We start from the raw sequence: 15,920 nt of genomic DNA on the forward strand, positions 1-15,920 counted from the left end.
TGGTCGAATTCCGCAACGGTCGATTGCCCGGGTGATCGGACGGATTGCGCCCGGTATGGCGCTGCTTCGGAGACTGCAGCGGTAGAGCTTACTGTTGCGAAAAGTACATGGCAAGCGCGCGGGAATCGGCGCTCGATGGCGCCTATATGCGCCGTCAGGGAAAGAATCCCCGGCGGCATCCCGGCGCGCCGGCGCCGGGCTTTTTCGTCAGACGAACGATCGCATCAACCCGCGTGCGGAAATGCGTAGCCGAACATCGGATGGCCGCCGGCCGATTCGGCGCGCGTCGCCTCGTCTTGCAGCACGTCCCAGTGCTCGACCAGCTTGCCGCCCTCGATCCGCAGGATATTGATCGCGATCAGCGCGACGGCGCTCGCCGAGTTCGTGTACCGGCTGTGCACCCACACGAAGTCGCCGTTGGCGGCGACCCTGTCGTATTCGAAACGCAGGTCGGACATCGAATCGACGAGGCCGAACAGCCCGTCGCGGCCGGCCGGAACGTGCCGGCTGTGCTGCACGTAATCGTCGGCCCAGAATTGCGCGGCACGCTCGTAGTCTTTCCGGTTGAAGAGCGTATCCGGCGCTTCGAGGACGAAGGCCGTGTTTTTCTCTTCCAGTGCGGTCGTCATGATGTGTGCTGCCGCGAGATCTCGTCGAGCAGCGCCTTGCGCCGGCCGGCGACGATCACCTTGCTGCCGCGCCACTCGAGCGCGATTTCGAGCGCGCGGCCGACGCCGGAGGTGCCACCCGTGATGAAGACGGTATTGCCGCTGAGTTTCATGATGCGTGCTCCATTTGTCTGATCGGATCGGGGAGAAGCGAAAACGGGAATCAGCGCGCCGCCGTGTAGCGCGGCGCCGGCGTATCGGTCGACAGGTGCGGCGCCATCGTCTGGCGCGCGGCCTCGTACGCATCCCATTCTTCGCCCGCGTGCAGCGACGGAATCGTCACGAGTTCGCCGCGATCGAAGCCGACCAGCGCCGCGTCGACCATCTCCGGCGCCGGCATTACGATTTCCTTCGGCAGGTGCTCGATCGGCAAGCCGGCCGTCTGCCAGAAATCCGTGGCTGTCGCGCCGGGCAGCACGGCCTGCACCTGCACGCCCTTGTCGGTGAGTTCGTGATGCAGCGACTGGCTGAACGCGAGGACGAACGCCTTGGTGCCGCCGTACACGCCGTTCAGCGTCTCCGGTGAAATCGCGACGACCGACGAAATGTTGATGACGGCGCCGCGACCGCGGGCGACGAAGCCGGGCACGGCCGCGTAGGTGAGGCGCGTGAGCGCGGTCACGTTAAGGTCGATCATCCGCGTCATCGTGTCGACGTCGCTGTCGAGCAGCGGCGTGTGCGTGCCGACCCCCGCGTTGTTCACGAGCAGCGTGATGCTCGCGTCCTGCTTCAGCTTCGCCTCGACGGCGGCGAGCGCCGCGCGGTCGTTGAGGTCGGCGTCGACGATCTCGACGCTGCGCTGCGTGTCGTTCGTGATGCGCTTGGCGAGGGCGGCCAGCCGGTCGCGGTTGCGCGCGACCAGGATCAGGTCGTAGCCGCGGCGCGCGAGCCGGTCCGCGTAGAGGGCGCCGATGCCCGACGACGCGCCGGTAATGAGGGCGGTACCGCGATGTGCTTGAGTCATGATGTCGCTCCGTTTTCGATGAAGTGGCCGAATGGCGTGAATGCATTCTGGCTTCGAATCGATGCGACACAAATGACGTAGATGGGTATGATTCAGGACATAGGGCCAAACGCACGCCCGGACTGGAGAGCACGCATGCACCGAATCGGCTTTCTGATCAGCGACGGCTTCCAGATCATGGCGCTTGCCGCGCAGTCGGTGTTCGAATACGCGAACATGGGCGCGGGCGAGTCGTTCTACGTGATGGACAACTATTCGGTCGACGGCGGCGACGTGCGCTCGTCGCTCGGGCTGTCGGTCGCCACGCGCGCGCTGCGCGGGCGGATCGACGTCGATACGTGGATCGTCGCGGGCGTCAACGATCCGCTCGCTGCGCCGGCACCGCCCGGCGTGGTCGCGTTCCTGCGCCGCGCGAACGCGCGTGCGCGGCGGATCGCCGGCATCTGTACGGGCGCGTTCGTGCTGGCCGAGGCCGGGCTGCTCGCGCAGCGCCGCGCGACGACGCACTGGGCGTTCGGCCGCGACATGCAGCGGCACTACCCGGAGATTCGCGTCGAGGAAGACCGGATTTATATCGTCGACGGGCCGATCTGGACGTCGGCCGGGATGACGGCCGGCCTCGACCTCGCGCTCGCGATGGTGGAAAAGGATCTCGGCGCCGATGCCGCGCGCTCGGTCGCGCACAAGCTCGTGATGCACCAGCGCCGGGCCGGCGGCCAGTCGCAGCATTCGGAAATGCTGGAGCTCGCGCCGAAATCAGACCGGATCCAGAACGCGCTGAACTACGCGCGGCAGAATCTCGGCCGTGCGCTGACCGTCGAGGAACTGGCCGATGCGGTCCACCTGAGCCCGCGGCAGTTCAGCCGGGTGTTTACGCTCGAAACGGGGCAGTCGCCCGCGAAGGCGATCGAGCGGCTGCGGCTCGAAGCCGCGCGGCTGATGATCGAACAGAGCCGGCATCCGCTCGATGTGATCGCGAAGGAGAACGGGTTTCGCGATCGCCGGCACATGCGCGAGGCGTTCGTGCGCGGGTTTGGCGTGCCGCCGCAGGCGATGCGGCGCGATGCGCGCGCGGACGAGCGGGAAACAGGCTGACGCGTGGGCGCGAGCCGTTCGTCGCGGGCCGGAAAAATGGCGCAGAATCTCGTCGATATTCTTCGCGAGGAGACACGATGCACGCCGCCCCGTTCAACATTGCGATTCCCGATCACGCGCTTGATGACCTGCGCCGGCGCCTGCGCGACATGCGCGCACCGATGCTGACACCCGCCGGGCCATGGCAGCAGGGTGTCGACGGCGCGTGGCTGCGCGAACTGACCGCGTACTGGGCCGAACGCTTCGATTGGCGTGCGGTGGAGCGTGCGCTGAACCGGCTGCCGCAGTTCGTCGCAGACGCAGGCGGGCAGCGCGTGCATTTCATCCATCGACGCGGCGCCGGGCCGAAGCCTTATCCGCTCGTCGTCACGCACGGCTGGCCGGGCTCCGTATTCGAATTCGACGCGCTGATCGATCGCCTCTGCGACCCGGCAGTGTTCGGCGGCGATCCGGACGATGCGTTCGACGTCGTCGTACCGTCACTGCCGGGCTTCCTGTTCTCGCCGGCGCCCGCGGCACCCGGCATGTCGGCATTTCAGGTCGCCGACCGCTGGGCGGCGTTGATGTCCGGTCTCGGATATCGACGCTTCGGCGCGCAAGGCGGCGATCTCGGCGCAGGCGTGTCGATTGCGCTGGGCGCGCGACATGCAGACGTGGTGGACGGCATCCATCTGAACTACCTGCCCGGCAGCTACGAGCCTCCGACCGACGCGGCTTCGCCGCTGACCGAGGACGAACAGGCCTTCGTGACGCAGCGCGGCGAGTGGGCCGCGCTGGAAGGCGGATACGCGCATATGCATATGACGAAGCCGCAGACGCTGGCCGTCGCGCTCAACGATTCGCCGGCCGGGCTGGCCGCATGGATCGCCGAGAAATTCCGCTCGTGGAGCGATTGCGACGGCGACGTCGCACGACGGTTTTCGCACGACACGCTGCTGACCGGAATCTCGCTCTACTGGTTCACCGGCTGCATCGGCTCGTCAATGCAGATGTATTGGGAAAACCGGCTGCAGCCAATGCGCTTCGCGGCCGGGCAACGCGTGGCGGTGCCCGTCGCGTTTGCGCGTTTTCCGAAGGAAATCAGCCACCCGCCGCGCAGCTGGCTCGAACGGGTGTTCGACGTCGTGCAATGGACCGACATGCCGAGCGGCGGCCATTTTGCCGCGATGGAAGAGCCGGATCTGCTGGCCAACGATATTCGGCGATTTTTCCGGCGTTTTCGGTAATGCGCGGGTCGGCCGGGGAAGCTGGCCAAGCGCGCACGCGGCCATCCGCGCATGAGCGAGAGCGGCACCATGCGGATCGTGACGCGACGATGCCGCCTGACTTACCGTGTGACGAACGCCACCGCGTCGTCCGGCGCCGTGCGCGCATGCTTGCGCTGGCGCAGCAGCGCGACGCGGCAATTCTCGCGCGCGGTCTCGCGGCCGTCGTCGTCGAGCAGCACGAGATCGCCGCGCATCACGTTGAGCGTGATCACATCCTCGCCCGGCGCGCCGAGCGTTTGCGGCGTGTGCACCGAGCCGGCCGGTTCGAGCACCGTCGAGCCGGCCTGCGCGATCCAGTCGTACTCGAGGTAGCGCCACGCGCCCTGCAGCGTATGGACGAACACCTCGCCGTCGTGGCGATGACGCGGCAGCGTGCCGCCGGCCGGCATCTTCAATAGCGCGGTCAGCGTGTCCTCGGCCGCATTGATGTGCAGGTACTTGATCGCCAGCCCCGGCAGGTCGGCGCTCATCGGCAGCCACGGCAGCGCGTCGCCGGGCAGGCACGAGATCGGCGGCAGGTCGGTGGGGAGCGGGGCGGGCGGCTGCGTCATGGCGGAAGGCGGAGCGGAAATGGGGAGCCCGCATTATCGCAGAGGCGGATCGCACGGCTGAACGGCGGCGGTTCGCATGCGGCGCACGGCGCTGAACGCGATGCCTGCGCCGCCGTTCCCATGCGACCCGACCCGACCCGACGCGGCGCGGCGCGGACCGTCGCAACGGCTACGCGTCGCCGCCGCCCGGCCGCGCCTTCGCATCGTGCGCGGCTTCCAGGCACGACTGGAACAGCAACGCGGCCCGCGAAGGCCGCGGCGAGCGCCGCAGCAGGCTCACGAACCGGCACCGATAGTTGAACCGGTGCGGCGCGATCGGCTGCATCAGCCCCTTGTTTTCGAAGCTTTCCGCGTAATGGTCGGGCAGGAAACCGAGATAACGGCCGGACAGGATCAGCGTCGCGATCGATTCCTGGTCCGACGCGGTTGCGCTGCGCGTGAGCTTCGCGCGATGACTCAGCTCCATGTTCGGCGAATGGAAGCCGAGCCCTGCGAATGCATGGTTGCGGATCGTCGTCCACGTGAGCTTGCCGTGCGGCGCATCGTAGAGCGGATGCTGGCGGCCGCAGTACAGCAGCATCCGTTCGTCGAACAGCTCCGAATACACGAGGCTGCCCGAGTTGCGGTGCGCGGGAATGATCCCGACCTGGTAGCTGCCGTCGATGATCCCGCGCTCGACCTCGTTGATCGACGCGACATGCAGGTTCAGCGTGACGTCGGGCGCCTCATCCGCGAACCGGCGGATCGCGTCGCCGAGCCGCGCGTTCGGGTTGGTGGCCGTCTTGTCGAACACCGCGATGTGCAGTTCTCCGCCCATCCTGTCGTGAATACCGTCTATCCTGCTGCGAAAGGCCTCCATCGACGCCAGCAGCCGTAGCGTTTCCTCGTACACGGTCTGGCCCTCGGGCGTCAGCGTGAAGCCGGCGCGGCCGCGCCGGCACAGCACGAGGCCGACGCGCGTTTCCAGATCCTTCACGTGCCGGCTGATCGTCGAGATGCCGATATTCAGTTCCAGTTCGGCCGCCGCCATCCCGCCGCACTGCACGACGCCCTTGAAGACCCGCAGCAGGCGGAGATCCATGTCGCTGAGCTGCCCGAGCAGCGCGCGGCTCTTCGGTTTCTTTGCTTGCATAGTTGCGCAAGTGAACATTGATATTGCGATATTGAAGAGACTAATTGGCCTCCCGACAATGCGCAATATCATCACAAGAAGGAGGGGCGCGCCGCGCCGACCGACATGACCGACATCACCACCGCCGCGCAGCAGGACGACCCGACTATCCGCACCGACGCCGCCTGGCTCGACGCGCACTGGATGCCGTTCACGGCCAACCGCCAGTTCAAGGCCGATCCGCGCATGATCGTGTCGGGCCAGGGTGCGTATTACACGGACGCCGAAGGCCGCAAGATCTTCGACGGCCTGTCGGGCCTCTGGTGCACGGGCCTCGGTCACGGCCGCACGGAAATCGTCGAAGCCGTGAGCCGCCAGGTCGCGCAGCTCGACTACGCGCCGGCGTTCCAGTTCGGCCATCCGAAGTCGTTCGAGCTCGCGAACAAGATCAAGGACCTGACGCCGGCCGGCCTCGACTACGTGTTCTTCACGGGTTCGGGCTCGGAAGCGGCCGACACGTCGCTGAAGCTGGCCCGCGCATACTGGCGCGCGAAGGGCAAGGGCACGAAGACGCGCCTGATCGGCCGCGAGAAGGGCTACCACGGCGTGAACTTCGGCGGTATCTCGGTCGGCGGGATCGGGCCGAACCGCAAGCTGTTCGGCCAGGGCCTCGACGCCGATTTCCTGCCGCACACGCAACTCGCCGAGAACAAGTTCTCGCGCGGGATGCCCGAACACGGCGCGGAGCTGGCCGACCGCCTGCTCGACCTGATCGCGCTGCACGACGCATCGAACATCGCGGCCGTGATCGTCGAGCCGTTCTCCGGTTCGGCGGGCGTGGTCGTGCCGCCGAAGGGTTATCTGAAGCGGCTGCGCGACATCTGTACCGCACACGACATCCTGCTGATTTTCGATGAGGTCATCACGGGCTTCGGCCGTGCCGGCGCGATGACGGGCGCCGACGCGTTCGGCGTGACGCCGGACATCCTGAACTTCGCGAAGCAGGTGACGAACGGCGTGCAGCCGCTCGGCGGCGTGATCGCGACGAAGGAAATCTACGACACGTTCATGGCGGCAGGCGGCCCCGAGTACATGCTCGAATTCCCGCACGGCTACACGTATTCGGCGCACCCGGTCGCGTGCGCGGCCGGCGTCGCGGCGCTCGACCTGCTCGTGAAGGAAGATGCGGTGGCCCGCGTGCGCGATCTCGCGCCGCATTTCGAGGCGGCGGTGCACGGGCTGAAGGGCCAGCGCCACATCGCGGACATCCGCAACTACGGCCTCGCGGCCGGCCTGACGATCGCGGCGCTGCCGGGCGAACCGGCACGGCGCCCGTACGAGATCGCGATGCGCTGCTGGGCGAAGGGCTTCTATGTGCGCTACGGCGGCGACACGATCCAGCTCGCGCCGCCGTTCATCTCGGAAAAGCGCGAGATCGACAACCTGGTCAATGCGTTGTCCGACGCGCTGAACGAAGTGGACTGAGCCGCGGCCCGCCCCCAAGCGACTACCGAATTCACGAAAGAGCCAGACAGATGAAACACGACAGCAATGTGACCTCCACCCTCGGCCACCTGATCGACGGCAAGCGCGTCGATGGCGGCAGCCGCGTCCAGCCGGTGTTCGACCCGGCCACCGGCGAATCGCACAAGAGCGTCGTGCTCGCCGACAAGCTGACCGTCGAAGCCGCGATCGCGTCCGCGCAGGCCGCGTTCCCGGCGTGGCGCAACACGCCGCCGCTGAAGCGTGCCCATGTGATGAGCCGCTTCAAGACGCTGCTCGAGGAGCACGCCGACGAGCTGTGCGCGCTGATCACGGCCGAGCACGGCAAGGTGCTCGCCGATGCGATGGGCGAACTGCAGCGCGGGATCGAGAACGTCGAATACGCGAGCTACGTGCCCGAGCTGCTGAAGGGCGAGCACAGCAAGAACGTCGGCCCCGCGATCGATTCGTGGAGCGAGTTCCAGGCGCTCGGTGTGGCGGCCGGCATCACGCCGTTCAACTTCCCGGTGATGGTGCCGCTGTGGATGTGGCCGATGGCGGTCGCATGCGGCAACACGTTCGTGCTGAAGCCGTCCGAACGCACGCCGTCGTCGACGCTGCGCATGGCCGAGCTCGCGCTCGAGGCCGGCCTGCCGCCGGGCGTGCTGAACGTCGTGAACGGCGACAAGGAAGCGGTCGACACGATCCTGACCGATCCGCGCGTGAAGGCCGTGAGCTTCGTCGGCTCGACGCCGATCGCCGAATACATCTACTCGACCGGCTGCGCGCACGGCAAGCGCGTGCAGGCGCTCGGCGGCGCGAAGAACTTCGCGGTCGTGATGCCCGACGCCGACATCGGCAATGCGGTGAACGCGCTGATGGGCGCCGCGTACGGCTCGTGCGGCGAGCGCTGCATGGCGATCCCGCTGGTCGTCGCGATCGGCGACGACACGGGCGACCAGGTCGTCGCGGGCCTGAAGGCCGAAATCGACAAGATGAAGGTCGGCCCGGGCAACGGCGCGGGCGTCGACATGGGCCCGCTCGTCACGCAGCAGCATTTCGAGAAGGTGACGGGCTTCGTCGAAGCGGGCGTGGCAGCGGGCGCGACGCTCGTCGTCGACGGCCGCGGTGTGAAGGTCGACGGTCACGACGGCGGCTACTACCTCGGCCCGTGCCTGTTCGACAACGTGAAGCCCGGCATGCCGATCTACCAGCACGAGATCTTCGGGCCGGTGCTCGGCGTGATCCGCCTGAAGTCGCTCGACGAGGCGATGGCGCTGATCGACGCGCACGAATACGGCAACGGCACGTGCCTGTTCACGCGCGACGGCGAGGCCGCGCGCTACTTCAGCGACAACATCCAGATCGGCATGGTCGGCATCAACGTGCCGCTGCCGGTGCCCGTCGCGTACCACTCGTTCGGCGGCTGGAAGCGTTCGCTGTTCGGCGACCTGCACGCATATGGCCCGGACGCCGTGCGGTTCTATACGAAGCGCAAGACGATCACGCAGCGCTGGCCGTCGGCCGGCGTGCGCGAAGGGACGGTGTTCAGCTTCCCGTCGAACCGCTGACGCGCATTTCGGCGGCATGCATCGCCGGCCTGTCGGCTGGCGAAGCGATGTGGCCGCGTGAAAGATGCGAAGGCCCGCCCCCGATCGACCACGATCCGGGCGGGCTTTTTTACGTCCGCGCCAATTGCGCGGACAGCGGCGAAACAACGCTTACGGCGCGACCACGTGCCACATGTCCTTGAAGTTGTCGCCGTTGCGGTCGCCCTGTTTCATGTCCTTCGAGAAGAAGTACAGCGGCTTGCCCTTGTACGCCCATTGCGGGCTGCCGTCTTCGCGTTTCACGATCGTGTAGGGGCCGACCGGTGCGTCGGTCGCACTGGCCTTGTACGGCGGCCAGAAGGATTCGCACTGGCCCGTGCACGCGCTGGTGCCGGCGTTGGGCTTGTCCTTGTCGAAGGTGTAGACGGTCATCCCGTTCGCGGCGACGAGCGCGCCGTTTTCGACTTTCGTGATCGAGCCTTGGGCCGAGGCCGAAGCGGACGCAATGGCGAGCAGGGCGGAGCTGACGAGCAGCGCGGCTTTCATGAATGCCTCCTGTAATCCGGTGGGCGGCCGCGATCGTGCGCACGGGCGAGCGGGCGCGACGATCGCGATGAATGGTGCCGGAGCGCTGTACCGTTGCCGCCGGTGCGAGCGACTCAGGGTCGGATGGCGACGAACGGGGCGCTTCATTCACGATAGGCGGTTTTTGGCAGGGCTGCGAGAAAGTCGGAGCGCGTATTGGCGGCGCGTAGGCGTCGCACAACGGTGCGGCGCGCGCCGTCGCGATCCGGTATTCGGGATCCGTCCCCGAGCCTGCGTGGCGCATGCGCCGATACGTCAGCGCCGTGCGCGATTGGTCAGCGCGACGCCCGCGATCACGAGCGCGCCGCCGGCCAGCATCGACGGCGACAGAGGCTCGCCGAGCAGCGCGACCGACAGCAGCACGCCGAACACCGGCACCAGGTTGGTGAACACGGCCGCGCGGGCCGGCCCGAGTTCGCGGATGCCTTGCGAATACCAGACGAATGCGACCACGGTGCCGATCGCGCCGAGATAGATCATCGACACGACGGCCTGCCACGTCAGCGGCGTGTCGCCGCTCGCGCCCGGTCCGAACAGATGCGCGACGACCAGCAGCGCGAGGCCCCACAGCGTCGCGTAGGTCGTCGCCGCGAGCGGCGACAGCCCGTCGAGCGCGCGCCGGCCGATCACCGTATAGGCGGCCCAGCTCAGCACCGCGCAAAGCATGTAACGTTCGCCGGCGCCGAACGTGTTGCCGAGGTCGGTCAGCACGCGCAGCAATTCGCCGCGGCTGATCACGACCAGCGCGCCGCACAGCGCGACGGCGATGCCGGCCCAGCGCGACAGCGACAGGCGCTCCCGCATGACGACCGACAACAGCACGGCGGTAGCGACCGGATTCAGCGCGACGAACAGCGCGGTGCGGCCGGCCGGCATCTGCGCGAGCGCCGCAAAAAAGCACACGTTGTACAGGAAGATGCCGGTCGCGCCGAGCGCGAAGGTCGTCACGATCTGGCGGCCGCTCAGCTTCGGCAGACCGCCTTCGAACTTCCACGTCAGCGCGACCAGCAGCAACGCGGCGATCGCGAAGCGGCCGGTGGCCGCCGAAGTCGCGGACATCGACGCGGCCAGGATCCGGCCCGCGATGAACGTGCCGCCCCAGAACAGCGCGACGAGCGTGAGCTTCACGTAGATGGCCGCATTCGGCCGGGTGGCGGCGATGCCGGCGGGCGGGGCGGGAGCGTTCATGTGTCGTGGCTTGTCGAAAGGGGACGAGGCAATGCGCGCATGACGGCGCGCGGCCGACGATGTCGAACCGTACGACGACTGGCCGGCAGGCCGATGTGGGTATTGGGCCGATTCAGCGGGTATTGGCCGGGGCCGGGTCTCGGGCCGGGTGCCGCGCCGTCAGCGAAATACCGGTGCCGACGCGAGCGCCGTCAGCACGACCGGCATCGCGAGCGCCGCGGCGATCGTCTGGAACGCGGTGATGCCGGCCATCAGCGGCGCGTCGCCGCCGAGCTGGCGCGCCATGATGTACGACGCCGACGACGTCGGCAGCGCCTGGAACAGCAGCGCGACGGTCAGCGCCGCATCGCCGAGCCCGAACAGGCGGCCGGCCGCGAGCGTGATCAGCGGCATCGCCATGAACTTGAACGCCGACGCGACGCACACCGGCTGCAGCCACGCACGGGCCGCATCGAATTTCAGTGCCGCGCCCACGCACAGCAGGCCGAGCGGCATCGACGCGGCGCCGAGCGCGCGCACGGCCGGCTCGACGGCAGCGGGGAACGCGACGCCGCCGGCCTGCATCGCGATCCCGAGCGCGCACGCGACGACGAGCGGATTCGACAGGATCTGCCGCACGAGCGCACCCTCGCCGAGCCGCGTGTCGCCATACCGCGCGAAGACCAGCACGCACATCAGGTTGACGGTCGGGACGATCGCCGCGACGCAGACGGCCGCGAGCGCGATGCCCTTTGCGCCGAACAGCCCGGCGGCGAGTGCGGTGCCGACATAGTTGTTGAAGCGCACCGCGCCCTGGAACACCGACGTGAAGCCGGCGCCGTCGACCCGGACGAACCGGCGGACCAGCAGAAGGAGCGCCGCGGCGACGGCGGTCGATCCGACCAGCGCTGCCGCGAGCGGCAAAACGGGCAGTGCTTGCAGTCGCGCGTTCGCGAGGCCGTCCGCGAACAGCGCGGGCAACAGCACGTAGTAGCAAAGGCGCTCGGCCTGCGGCCAGAAGGCTTCGGCGATGAAACCCGTGCGACGCAGGCCGTGGCCGAACGCCACCAGCAGCGCGACCGGCGCCAGCGCGAGCAGGATCGGGCCGATCATCGGCGCGCCTTCACGCCGGCCGTGCGGAGCGGCCGGCAGGCGGAGCGGCGGAACGACGCGGAAATCCATCCGGCGGGCAACATGGCGACTCGCAATCGAAAGAGTGACGATGGCGCCAAGTTAACACGCGAAAGCAGCAGGAATAATTGTTAATTATCGGGTGTTCAATGAGAAATTCTCATTGATGACGCGGTCACTTCGGCGGCCAGCGCACGCGCGAAACGCTCGGCCGGACGCGACTGGTGTTCGAGCAGCACGACCGCGCGCCCCATCTGCGGCTGGCCGAACGGCAAGCGCGTGACGGGCGGCAGGCGCGCGAGCGTCGCATCGGGGAGCGCGACGATCGCTGCGCCGAGCCCGCGCGCCACCATCCGTGCGATCGTTTCCGCGCTGTCCAGCACCATCTCTTCTCGCACGCGCACGCCGATGCGGCGCAGCTCGGCGGCGATCATGCGGCCGGCCCAGGCCTGCGCGTCGAAGCGGATGAACGGCAGCGCTTCGAGCAACGTGCCCGCGTCGCGTTCCGTATGGTCCGGCGGCGCGAGCAGCCAGAAGCGATCCTCGTACAGCGTGGTCCACGTCAGTTCCGCCGGATGCGGGCGCACGGGGCGCGTCGTGATCGCCGCATCGAGTTCGCCGGCCGCGACGCGGTTCGCCAGCTCGGCCGACATGCCGGCCGACACGTGCACGCGCAGCGACGGATGCGCATTGCGCAGCGCGAGCAGCGCGTCGGGCAGCGGGCCGGACAGCGCGGTCTGGATCGCGCCGATCCGCAGGCGGCCGACGAGCTTCTTCTCGTCGCTGAGCGCATCGGGAATCCGGTCGACCATCGCGAGCACCTGCTCGGCCTGCGCGAGCAGGATGTTGCCGGCTTCGGTGAGCACCGGCTGCCGGCGCGAACGGTCGAACAACTGCACGTTGTATTCGTTTTCGAGCGTCTTGATCTGCAGGCTCACCGCCGACTGCGTGAGCCCGATGGCTTCGCCGGCGCGTGCGAAGGTCCGGTATCGGGCGATGGCGACCAGCGTTCTGAATGCGCGTAGTGACATGGACGAAGTGACGTGGGCGACGGGCCGGCATGCGGATTGCTCGCGTGACGGCGGCAGCGTTCGCGCGACACGCCGCACAGGTGCGGCAAGGTCGGCGAGAATCAGCGGGAAAATGCGGCCGGCGAGTTCGCGGACATCATGCCCGTGCCCGCCGAATCGGGCAACCGCGGCATTGGCGGCTTACGATGGAAAGCGCGGGCTGCCGGCCGATGCGGGTTCGCGTGGATGGCAACGGACGCGTTCCGCCGAAACATCTGCACCGGTGCGAGCGAGGCGCACGCCGATTCTTCGAGGAGGTCACGACGATGCTTCAGAACCCGGGCGACGTTGCGCGCGCAAGCTACCGCGCATATGCCGACAAGGACCGCGACGCGATCGAAGCGCTGATCGCGCCGGATTTCCATTTCACGAGCCCGCTCGACAACCGGCTCGACCGCGACACGTATTTCCGGCGCTGCTGGCCGAACAGCGTGACGCTGGCGCGCTTCGATTTCGTCGACGTTGCAGTTCACGGCGAGCATGTGTTCGTCGTGTACGAGGCGGAAACGGCCGACGGCAGACGATTCAGGAACGCGGAGCGGTTGCTTATCCGCGACGGCCGGATCGTCGAGGCCGAGGTGTACTTCGGCTGGAACGTGCCGCACGCTGCGCCTGAAGGCGGCTTCGTCGAACCGCACGCTTGAGTGGAAGACGCGAGCGGGCCGTTCATCGCGAAACGGATGACCGGGCGGGATCGGCCGCCGCGTTACACCCAGAGCCGATACATCCAGAACGATTCGTCTTCGATGAAGCGTTGCGTGAATTCGCTCGGCGAGAATCCCGTGATGCGCTTGACCTCGCGGCTCAGGTGCGCCTGGTCGGCGAATCCTTCTTCCAGCGCCAGCGTGGCCCAGTTGAACGCGGCGCCGGCTTCGAACCGGTCGCGCGCCGCGAAGAATGTGCTTTCCGTCCTGACGAGCGCCTGCCATTCGCGCAGCGATCGGCCGCTGTACGACTTGATGCGCCGCTCGACCTGGCGCGGGCCGTGCGTGCCTCGCCACTCGCGCGCCTGCAGAGCGAGGCGCTCGACCCAGCTGCGCCCCGCGTTGCGGAGCGACGACAGCGGCGTCGCGGGCCGAAGCGCCTGCCAGCGAGGCGCGAGATGGCGATCGATCGCCGCCAGCACGTCGGCGTCGCGATCCGCGCCGATCAGTGCATCGAGCAACGGATGCCAGTCGCGGCCGAGGCAGGCATGCGCGTCGAGCACGCGGTCGTGGATGTCCGGCAGCGCGATGCCGAACAGCGTCCGCGCCGCGTCGGCAGTGAAACAGATCATGCCGACCAGCCCGCCCGTCGGCGCCCACGCGACAGTGGGGCCCGAGTGGCTGCCCGACAGCGTCGCGGCCGCGCCGAAGGGGCGCCATTGCGGGCCGTCGGCCGTGGGTTCGATGAAGCCCACGTCGAGATCCCGATACCACGACACGCAGACGAACGGCGTGGCCGGAAAGTGCGAAAGTCGCTGCGCGTCGCTCAACGCGACGCCACGCGTGTCGCACAGGACGATCGCGACCACCGCGCCCTGCAGCGCGGCCGGCGCGGGATGCAGCCGCGCGTGCGGCGACTGTCCGCCGCTTTGCACACGGGGGGCGCGCGCAAGCGGATCGGGGCATGACGGCGGGATCGATGGCGGTCCGGAGAACATGACGCCGGAGTATAGGGACCGGCCGCACGCGTGTCGATGTCGTTTGCGTTCAAGACCGCCGGCTCGCCGATGCCGACAATCCGGCGCATGAACACACGATCCTCTTCCCAATGTCCATTCCATGCGGGCACCGCAGCGCCGGCGCCCGTGCTTCACCCGCCCGGCGTATGGCCGCCGGGGCCGCGTGCCGGCCTGACGGGGTGGGGGCTGCTGCGCGCGATGTCGCGCGACCTGATCGGCACGTTGGCCGGCTGGCAGCGCGCGTACGGCGACGTCGTGCACTTGCGCGTGCGGCCCGAGCACGCCGTGGTCGTGACCGATCCGGCGCTCGTGCGCGAACTGCTGGTCACGCATCACGATGCGTTCGGGCGCTGGGAGCGCGCCATCCGCGTGTTCGCGCAGGTCCACGGCCATAGCGTACTGGTCGCCGAGGGCGATGCGTGGCGCGACAAGCGGCATGCGCTGCAGCCGAATTTCATGCCGAAACCGGTTCAGGCGTTCGTTCCGGCGATCGCGGCGACGGCCGACCATGCACTCGCGCAGTGGCCCGCGCGCGATCCGGACTGGCCGATCGAAAGCGCGCTGACGTCGCTCGCGATGGACGTGATCATGCGCACGATGTTCTCCGATACGATCGGCGACGACGCACGCGCGGCCGAGGAGGCGGTGCGCGTGGTGAGCGCTGCGGCCAACGCGGCGTTCTACCAGCCGGCGAGCACGCCGGACTGGGTGCCGTGGAAGCGCGCCAAGGTGCGGGCGATGACGGTGCTGAACGGGCTGATCGACCGGCAACTGCGTGCGCGCCTCGACATGCCGGAGCACACGTGGCCCGACGATCTGCTGTCGCGCCTGTTGCGGCTGCATCGGGCGGATGCACGGAAATGGCCGCTGCAGGCCGTGCACGACGAGTGCGTGACGGCGTTCCTGGCCGGCCACGAGACGACGGCCGGGGCGCTGACCTGGTGGACATGGTGCATGGCCACGAATCCGGCCGTGCAAGCCGCCGCGCGCGACGAGGTTTCCCGCGTGCTGGGCGGTCGCGCGCCGTCCGCCGAGACGCGATCGTCGTTGCGTTACCTGACGCAGACGCTCGACGAAACGCTGCGCCTGTATCCGTCCGCACCGATCCTGATCAGCCGCCGTGCATCGAGGCCGGTCGCGCTGGGCGCGTGGCAGTTTCCCGCGCGCACGCTGTTCATGCTGCCGCTGCAACTGATGCATCTCGACGAACGACGGTTTCCGGAGCCGCATGCGTTCCGGCCCGAGCGCTTCGCCGACGATGCGCCCGCGCTGCCGCGCGGCGCGTACATGCCGTTCGGCACGGGCCCGCGCGTATGCCTCGGGCAGCATCTGGCGATGACGGAGATGACAGTGGTGGCCGCAATGATCCTGCAGCGTTTTGTGTTGTCGGTGCCGCCCGGCATGACGCCGCCGCGCGCGGTGTTGAACGTGACGCTGCGGCCGGAGCGGGCGCTGCATCTGGCGATCGAACCGACGGGGCTGACGGCCGATACGGTCTCCGCATGATGGGTGCATAAGCGGTCGATTCGATCCGGCCTGCATCGCGCGCGCGATTGCCGTTTGTGCGACGCGGTGTCATCGAATCGTCGAAATGTGAATGCGTGCCGGCAACTGC

The 15,920-nt window shown here is 68.2% G+C and carries 15 protein-coding genes and 1 pseudogene; 6 read left to right on the forward strand and 10 right to left on the reverse strand.

The window, feature by feature from the left end:
- Positions 1–224 precede the first annotated feature (224 nt).
- The 3 genes and pseudogenes from GD429_RS12490 to GD429_RS12500 all read right to left on the reverse strand — a co-directional run bounded on the left by GD429_RS12490 (position 225) and on the right by GD429_RS12500 (position 1,632).
- Positions 225–629: a nuclear transport factor 2 family protein gene (locus GD429_RS12490; RefSeq protein ID WP_152857209.1), complete on the reverse strand. Its 405-nt coding sequence runs from the start codon at positions 627–629 to the stop codon at positions 225–227.
- An 11-nt stretch (positions 630–640) separates the two neighbouring features.
- Positions 641–781 (reverse strand): annotated as a pseudogene (locus GD429_RS12495) (short-chain dehydrogenase); the annotation flags it as partial.
- 50 nt (positions 782–831) lie between these two features.
- On the reverse strand, positions 832–1,632 hold the full coding sequence (locus tag GD429_RS12500; protein ID WP_152857210.1) for an SDR family NAD(P)-dependent oxidoreductase: 801 nt from the start codon (positions 1,630–1,632) through the stop codon (positions 832–834).
- Positions 1,633–1,767: 135 nt separating this feature from the next.
- Here GD429_RS12500 and GD429_RS12505 point away from each other — a divergent pair, with 135 nt between their 5' ends.
- Both GD429_RS12505 and GD429_RS12510 read left to right on the forward strand, forming a co-directional pair.
- On the forward strand, positions 1,768–2,727 hold the full coding sequence (locus tag GD429_RS12505; RefSeq protein ID WP_152857211.1) for a GlxA family transcriptional regulator: 960 nt from the start codon (positions 1,768–1,770) through the stop codon (positions 2,725–2,727).
- 77 nt (positions 2,728–2,804) lie between these two features.
- Positions 2,805–3,953 carry an epoxide hydrolase family protein gene (locus tag GD429_RS12510; RefSeq protein WP_152857212.1) on the forward strand — a complete coding sequence of 383 codons (1,149 nt, stop codon included), beginning with the start codon at positions 2,805–2,807 and terminating at the stop codon, positions 3,951–3,953.
- A 101-nt stretch (positions 3,954–4,054) separates the two neighbouring features.
- Here the strand turns inward: GD429_RS12510 and GD429_RS12515 are convergent, their stop codons facing one another.
- On the reverse strand, positions 4,055–4,546 hold the full coding sequence (locus GD429_RS12515; RefSeq protein WP_152857213.1) for a 2,4'-dihydroxyacetophenone dioxygenase family protein: 492 nt from the start codon (positions 4,544–4,546) through the stop codon (positions 4,055–4,057).
- A 169-nt stretch (positions 4,547–4,715) separates the two neighbouring features.
- A complete protein-coding gene (locus tag GD429_RS12520) occupies positions 4,716–5,678 on the reverse strand; it encodes a LysR family transcriptional regulator (protein WP_152857214.1) in 963 nt (320 codons plus the stop codon).
- A gap of 105 nt (positions 5,679–5,783) precedes the next feature.
- Between GD429_RS12520 and GD429_RS12525 the strand changes: the two genes are divergently transcribed.
- Both GD429_RS12525 and GD429_RS12530 read left to right on the forward strand, forming a co-directional pair.
- A complete protein-coding gene (locus tag GD429_RS12525; protein WP_152857215.1) occupies positions 5,784–7,142 on the forward strand; it encodes an aspartate aminotransferase family protein in 1,359 nt (452 codons plus the stop codon).
- A 50-nt stretch (positions 7,143–7,192) separates the two neighbouring features.
- A complete protein-coding gene (locus GD429_RS12530) occupies positions 7,193–8,710 on the forward strand; it encodes a CoA-acylating methylmalonate-semialdehyde dehydrogenase (protein ID WP_152857216.1) in 1,518 nt (505 codons plus the stop codon).
- A 150-nt stretch (positions 8,711–8,860) separates the two neighbouring features.
- On the opposite strand, the gene GD429_RS12535 is transcribed toward GD429_RS12530, so the two are convergent.
- The 4 genes from GD429_RS12535 to GD429_RS12550 form a co-directional block, all read right to left on the reverse strand.
- Positions 8,861–9,235, reverse strand: a complete 375-nt coding sequence (locus GD429_RS12535) for a hypothetical protein (RefSeq protein ID WP_152857217.1) — start codon at positions 9,233–9,235, stop codon at positions 8,861–8,863.
- 294 nt (positions 9,236–9,529) lie between these two features.
- The gene (locus GD429_RS12540) at positions 9,530–10,462 is read right to left on the reverse strand and encodes a DMT family transporter (protein WP_152857218.1); all 933 of its coding nucleotides are present in this window, start codon (positions 10,460–10,462) and stop codon (positions 9,530–9,532) included.
- Positions 10,463–10,621: 159 nt separating this feature from the next.
- Positions 10,622–11,554, reverse strand: coding sequence for an AEC family transporter (locus GD429_RS12545; protein WP_227791627.1), 933 nt, complete (start codon positions 11,552–11,554; stop codon positions 10,622–10,624).
- A 164-nt stretch (positions 11,555–11,718) separates the two neighbouring features.
- Positions 11,719–12,603, reverse strand: a complete 885-nt coding sequence (locus GD429_RS12550; RefSeq protein WP_152857220.1) for a LysR family transcriptional regulator — start codon at positions 12,601–12,603, stop codon at positions 11,719–11,721.
- A 305-nt stretch (positions 12,604–12,908) separates the two neighbouring features.
- Here GD429_RS12550 and GD429_RS12555 point away from each other — a divergent pair, with 305 nt between their 5' ends.
- Positions 12,909–13,286: a nuclear transport factor 2 family protein gene (locus GD429_RS12555; protein WP_152857221.1), complete on the forward strand. Its 378-nt coding sequence runs from the start codon at positions 12,909–12,911 to the stop codon at positions 13,284–13,286.
- A gap of 62 nt (positions 13,287–13,348) precedes the next feature.
- Here GD429_RS12555 and GD429_RS12560 read toward each other — a convergent pair whose 3' ends face one another.
- On the reverse strand, positions 13,349–14,284 hold the full coding sequence (locus tag GD429_RS12560; RefSeq protein ID WP_152857222.1) for a helix-turn-helix domain-containing protein: 936 nt from the start codon (positions 14,282–14,284) through the stop codon (positions 13,349–13,351).
- A gap of 87 nt (positions 14,285–14,371) precedes the next feature.
- Between GD429_RS12560 and GD429_RS12565 the strand changes: the two genes are divergently transcribed.
- A complete protein-coding gene (locus tag GD429_RS12565) occupies positions 14,372–15,811 on the forward strand; it encodes a cytochrome P450 (RefSeq protein WP_152857223.1) in 1,440 nt (479 codons plus the stop codon).
- The last annotated feature ends 109 nt before the right edge of the window (positions 15,812–15,920 follow it).

This window comes from Burkholderia sp. BE17 (assembly GCF_009362305.1).
Taxonomy (GTDB): domain Bacteria; phylum Pseudomonadota; class Gammaproteobacteria; order Burkholderiales; family Burkholderiaceae; genus Burkholderia; species Burkholderia pyrrocinia_C.